6 protein-coding genes are annotated in these 5,567 nt (G+C 70.4%); 4 read left to right on the top strand and 2 right to left on the bottom strand.

What is annotated here, in order from left to right:
- Nucleotides 1-48: 48 nt before the first annotated feature.
- Nucleotides 49-639 (bottom strand): hypothetical protein, encoded by a 591-nt coding sequence (locus tag BFF77_RS28475; RefSeq protein ID WP_066955463.1) that lies wholly within the window; start codon nt 637-639, stop codon nt 49-51.
- The gene (locus BFF77_RS28480; RefSeq protein WP_066955466.1) at nt 632-1,411 is read right to left on the bottom strand and encodes an alpha/beta hydrolase; all 780 of its coding nucleotides are present in this window, start codon (nt 1,409-1,411) and stop codon (nt 632-634) included. The genes BFF77_RS28475 and BFF77_RS28480 overlap by 8 nt, the downstream gene beginning before the upstream one ends.
- 150 nt (nt 1,412-1,561) lie before the next feature.
- Between BFF77_RS28480 and BFF77_RS28485 the strand changes: the two genes are divergently transcribed.
- From BFF77_RS28485 to BFF77_RS28500, 4 genes are all read left to right on the top strand, one after another.
- Nucleotides 1,562-2,275 (top strand): lysophospholipid acyltransferase family protein, encoded by a 714-nt coding sequence (locus tag BFF77_RS28485; RefSeq protein ID WP_066955469.1) that lies wholly within the window; start codon nt 1,562-1,564, stop codon nt 2,273-2,275.
- 100 nt (nt 2,276-2,375) lie between these two features.
- On the top strand, nt 2,376-3,530 hold the full coding sequence (gene macS / locus BFF77_RS28490; RefSeq protein ID WP_066955473.1) for a MacS family sensor histidine kinase: 1,155 nt from the start codon (nt 2,376-2,378) through the stop codon (nt 3,528-3,530).
- Complete coding sequence (locus tag BFF77_RS28495) at nt 3,527-4,207, top strand: response regulator (RefSeq protein WP_066955476.1); 681 nt, start codon at nt 3,527-3,529, stop codon at nt 4,205-4,207. Before macS ends, BFF77_RS28495 begins: the two co-directional genes overlap by 4 nt.
- Before the next feature lie 144 nt (nt 4,208-4,351).
- The gene (locus tag BFF77_RS28500; RefSeq protein ID WP_066955479.1) at nt 4,352-5,380 is read left to right on the top strand and encodes a 6-phosphofructokinase; all 1,029 of its coding nucleotides are present in this window, start codon (nt 4,352-4,354) and stop codon (nt 5,378-5,380) included.
- The last annotated feature ends 187 nt before the right edge of the window (nt 5,381-5,567 follow it).

The following is a 5,567-nucleotide window of genomic DNA, read 5'->3' on the forward strand; positions in this document are numbered from 1 at the left end:
CGCCGGGAGGCGCACCGCACCGCACCGCCGCCAGGAACACCCCCAGGTTCAGACCACCGCGCCCCGCCCCGGGTCGTCGTTCTCGTCGTCGTCGTGCTTCATCCTGGCCACCAGCGTCGCGAAGCCGCCCAGGAAGCCGCCGATGCAGAGCGTCGTCAGCCACCAGGTCATGTCCCACTGGAGCAGGACCGCGACCAGCATCAGCACCGGGCCGCCGATCACCGCCAGCCAGGCGAACTTGGCCGTCACATCGGCCTCGGGCAGCGGCGGCGGCTCCGGAGGTACGAAATGTCCCTCGTCGCCGTCGTCGAAGTCCTCCTCGCGGGCCTCCGGCACCTCGTAGTCGCGCGGTCCGGGACCGCCGACGCCGGGTGCGAAGACCACCGAGCCGCCCAAGGCGGGCTTGCTCTCGTCGCCGTCCTTCTCCGGCGCCGGAGAAGGCACCGCCTCCGGCTCGGCTCCCGGGCCCGGCCCGAGGCTGTTCTTCTCGCCCTCCAGCAACGCCAGATCGTCCACCGACTTGAACGGCTTGGCGCCCGGCGGATCCGCCGGCTCCTCCCCGTACCCGGCGACGATCGCCGCCCAGGCCGCGTCCTCGTCGATCGGCTGCGGCTCCCGGTCCGCGTCATGCTCAGCCACCGCTGGTGCTCCCCTTCTGCCCGGCAATCGGAGCGAGGCGGCCGATGAACGCGAGACTCTCCTCGAAAATCCGCTCCGCGTCATGGTCCAACGTCGCCACGTGGTAGCTCTGTTCCAGCAGGACCTCACGGACATCCCGTGACGAGACCCGGCCGAGGATCGTGGCCGAGTCGGCCGCTGGTACGACATGGTCCTGCGGGCTGCGCAGCAGCAGCAACGGCTGGGTCACCTCGGGCAGCGCCCCGTCCACCAGCGCGAAGAACTTCCGCAGCGAGTACGCGGCATGCAGCGGCACCCGGTCGTAACCCAGCTCCTTCACACCCTCCTTGGCGATGTCGCTCGTCAGCCCCCCGGCCGTCGGCACGAGATGGCGGAGGACCGGCAGGACACGGGCGGCCGCTCCGTGCAGGGCGATCGCCGGGTTGACCACGACGATCCCGTCGACCGCGGGGCCGTGCTTGGCCGCGAGGCGCAGCGCCAGTGTCCCGCCCATCGAGAGTCCGAGGACGAAGACCTGGCGGCACCGCTGGAGGAGCTCGCCCAGCGCCCGGTCCACCTCCGCGTACCAGTCCTGCCAGCCGGTGAGCTGCATGTCCTGCCAGCGGGTGCCGTGTCCCGGGAGCAGCGGCAGGGACACGGTGAGACCGTGCTCGGCCAGATGCTCGGCCCAGGGACGCAACGACTGCGGGGAACCGGTGAATCCGTGACAGAGAAGGACGCCGACCTCGCCGCCCTCATGGCGGTACGGCTCGGCTCCAGGAAGGACCGGCACCGGGGTCTCCTGTTCGTGAGGCTCGGGAAGGTGTACTTCACCGTACGCGACCGGACCGACACCGACCAGATCCGTCCGGCCCCCATGAAAGGGGAGCACGCGCCGCCCACGCGTTAAGGTCTGTCCGACAGCACACAGGAGGCATTCGAGTTGATCTACGGTGCGATGAAGTTCTCCATCGGAGGTTCCCTGAAGCTCGCCTTCAGGCCCTGGGTGGAGGGTCTTGAGAACGTTCCCGCCGAGGGCCCCGCGATCCTCGCCAGCAACCATCTCTCCTTCTCCGACTCGTTCTTCCTCCCGGCCGTGCTCGACCGCAAAGTGACTTTTATCGCCAAGGCCGAGTACTTCAACTCGCCCGGTCTCAAGGGCAGGCTGACCGCCGCCTTCTTCAAGGGCGTGGGACAGCTCCCGGTGGACCGCTCGGGCGTACGCGGCGCGGGCGAGGCCGCGATCCGCAGCGGGATCAAGGTCCTGGAGCGCGGTGAGCTCTTCGGTATCTACCCGGAGGGCACCCGCTCGCCCGACGGCCGCCTCTACCGGGGCAAGCCGGGCGGTCTGGCACGCGTGGCACTGGCGTCCGGCGCGCCCGTCCTCCCGGTCGCCATGATCGACACCGAGAAGATCCAGCCGCCCGGCAAGGTGGTGCCCAAGCTGATGCGCCCGGGGATAAGGATCGGCAAGCCGCTGGACTTCAGCCGCTACCAGGGCATGGAGGGCGACCGTTTCATCCTGCGCTCGGTGACCGACGAGGTCATGTACGAGATCATGAAGCTGTCCGGCCAGGAATACGTCGACATCTACGCGACGGCGGCCAAGCGCCGGCTCGCCGAAGAGGCGAAGGCGGCGGAAACCGGCGACGACTGATTCACCGGGAGCGGGGGGCACGATGGGGGAGGGACCGATCGACCGTCGGTACGGGTTCACGGCGCCCTGGAGGCGCGGCGGGCCGCAGAAGGACAGACGTATGTCGGTCGAGCAGCCGCTCTGGCGGGCACTGAGCGCCTACCGGCCGCTCACCATGGTCTACGCGGTACTGATCTTCCTCTTCGAACGCGACCGGTTCGAACACCCCTGGGTGGCCGAGGCGTTCCTCGCGTTCCTGGCCCTCTGGACGATCCTCACGCTTCCCCGTGTGGCGAACGCCGTGAACTGCACCAGGCGTTTCCTGGTCGCCGATCTCGCCGTCGCCCTCACCGGCATCCTGCTCACACCGCTGGCCGATGTGCACGCCCGCAGCGTCGACGGGCCCACGCTGCCCTCGATATGGACCGCGGGTTCGGTCCTCGCCTTCGCGATCAAGGGAGGCTGGCGCTGGGCCGCCGTCGCCTCCTCCTTCGTCGCCGTGGCCAACCTCGTGGAACGCGGCCATCCCAGCCGGGACACCCTCCACAATGTGCTGCTCGTCTGGGTCGCCTCCATCGCCATCGGCTATGTCGTGGAGGTCGCCCGCGCCTCCGAACGCACCCTGGCCCGCGCCCTGGAGATCGAGGCGGCGACCCGTGAACGCGAGCGGCTGGCCCGGGACATCCATGACAGCGTGCTCCAGGTGCTGGCGATGGTGCAGCGGCGCGGTACGGCGATCGGCGGCGAGGCCGCGGAGCTGGGCCGGCTGGCGGGCGAACAGGAGATCGCGCTGCGCACGCTGGTCTCCAGCGGGCTCGTGCCCACCGTCCGCACCTCCGCAAAATCCCCGTCGGCGCCCGCCGGTCCGGGCCCTCGCGATCTGCGCTCGCTGCTCGCGCCCTACACCGGCCCGAAGGTCACCTTCGCCGAGCCGGGCGCGCCCGTACTGCTGGAGCCCGCGGCGGCCGGCGAACTGGCGGCGGCGGTCGGCGCGGCCCTGGACAATGTCCGCGAGCACGCGGGCCGGGACGCCCGCGCCTGGATCCTGGTCGAGGACTGGCCGGACGAGGTGATCGTGACCGTCAGGGACGACGGTCCGGGCATCCCGGACGGCAGACTCGCCCAGGCCGAGGTCGAGGGACGGCTCGGTGTGGCCCTCTCGATCCGCGGCCGGCTGCGGGAGCTGGGCGGCAGCGCCGACCTGGTCTCGGTGCCGGGACAGGGCACGGAAGTCGAGTTGAGGGTTCCACGGGTACGGGGGAAGGCGGAGCGATGAGCGAGCGGCACGAGGCGGAGACGGTCAGGGTGATGGTCGTCGACGACCATCCGATGTGGCGGGACGCCGTCGCCCGCGATCTGGAGGCCGCCGGCTTCGAGGTGGTCGCGACCGCGGGCGACGGCCCGCAGGCGGTGCGCCGCGCCACGGCGACCACTCCGCGCGTGCTCGTCCTGGACCTCAACCTCCCCGGTATGCCGGGGGTCCAGGTCTGCAAGGAACTGGTCGGCTCCCTTCCCGGCCTGCGGGTGCTGGTCCTCTCCGCGAGCGGCGAGCACGCCGATGTCCTGGAGGCGGTGAAGTCCGGCGCCACCGGCTATCTGCTCAAGTCGGCCAGTACGGAAGAGCTGATTGACGCCGTACGCCGTACCGCCGCGGGCGATCCGGTCTTCACTCCGGGACTCGCGGGCCTGGTGCTGGGCGAGTACCGCAGACTCGCCTCGGAGCCCGCGCCCGCCGCCTCGGACGAGCCGGGAGCGCCCAGGCTGACCGAGCGCGAGACCGAGGTACTGCGGCTGGTCGCCAAGGGGCTCTCGTACAAACAGATCGCCGAACGCCTCGTCATCTCGCACCGCACCGTCCAGAACCACGTCCAGAACACCCTCGGCAAGCTCCAGCTGCACAACCGCGTGGAGCTGGTCCGGTACGCGATCGAGCGCGGCCTCGACGACGCCTGACGCTCCCTCCGGAACGAATCCGTACAACCATCTCCGTCCGCCCTCTGGTGGAACCCAACCCCTCCTGCGCACCATGCCGGAGTGACCTGAGTCACTCTTCCTGTGGCCCGGGTGCCCCACCGACGGCGAAGGGAAGTGTTTTCCATGCGAGTCGGAGTGCTGACCGGGGGCGGCGACTGCCCCGGGCTGAACGCGGTCATCCGCGCCATCGTGCGCAAGGGCGTTCAGGAGTACGGCTATGAGTTCACCGGATTCCGGGACGGCTGGCGCGGGCCGCTCGACGGCGACGCCGTACGGCTCGACATCCCGGCGGTACGCGGCATCCTGCCCCGCGGCGGCACCATCCTCGGCTCCTCGCGCACCAATCCGCTCAAGGCCGAGGACGGCGTCCGCCGGATCAGGGAGAACCTCGCCGCGCACGAGGTCGACGCGCTCGTCGTGATCGGCGGCGAGGACACGCTCGGCGTCGCGGCACGGCTCTCGGACGAGTTCGGTGTCCCGTGCGTCGGCGTGCCCAAGACGATCGACAACGACCTCTCCGCCACCGACTACACCTTCGGCTTCGACACCGCGGTCGGTATCGCCACCGAGGCCATCGACCGGCTGCACACCACCGCCGAATCCCATATGCGGGTCCTGGTCTGCGAGGTGATGGGCCGTCACGCGGGCTGGATCGCCCTGCACTCCGGCCTCGCCGGCGGTGCGAACGTCATACTGATCCCCGAGCGGCGCTTCGACGTCGACCAGGTCTGCGCCTGGGTGACCTCGCGCTTCAAGGCCTCGTACGCGCCGATCGTGGTGATCGCGGAGGGCGCGATGCCCAAGGACGGCGATCTGGTCCTCAAGGACGGCACGCTGGACTCCTTCGGCCATGTCCGGCTTTCCGGCGTCGGCGAATGGCTGGCCAAGGAGATCGAACGCCGCACGGGCAATGAGGCCAGAACCACGGTCCTCGGCCACGTCCAGCGCGGCGGCACCCCGAGCGCCTTCGACCGCTGGCTGGCCACGCGCTTCGGCCTGCACGCGATCGAGGCGGTGCGGGACGGGGACTTCGGCAAAATGGTGGCGCTGCGGGGGACGGACATCGTACGGGTCCCGATGTCGGAGGCGACGGCCCAACTCAAAACGGTCGAACCGTCACTGTACGAGGAGGCGCAGGTCTTCTTCGGCTAGTCACCGTCCGGAAGCCCCGCACCGGGAGGTGCGTGTCGGGACACCGAAGCGTGATGTGTGCCGCACGCCGACCCGCACCTCTCGACGAGACCCGCGTGCGGCGTACGGAGTCCGGGGTGTCCCCGGGAAAACACAGCATGCCGTCCGGACACGCACCTCCGCAGGCCCCGGCACCCGCACCACCCGC

This window comes from Streptomyces lushanensis (genome assembly GCF_001700515.1).
Lineage (GTDB): Bacteria > Actinomycetota > Actinomycetes > Streptomycetales > Streptomycetaceae > Streptomyces > Streptomyces lushanensis.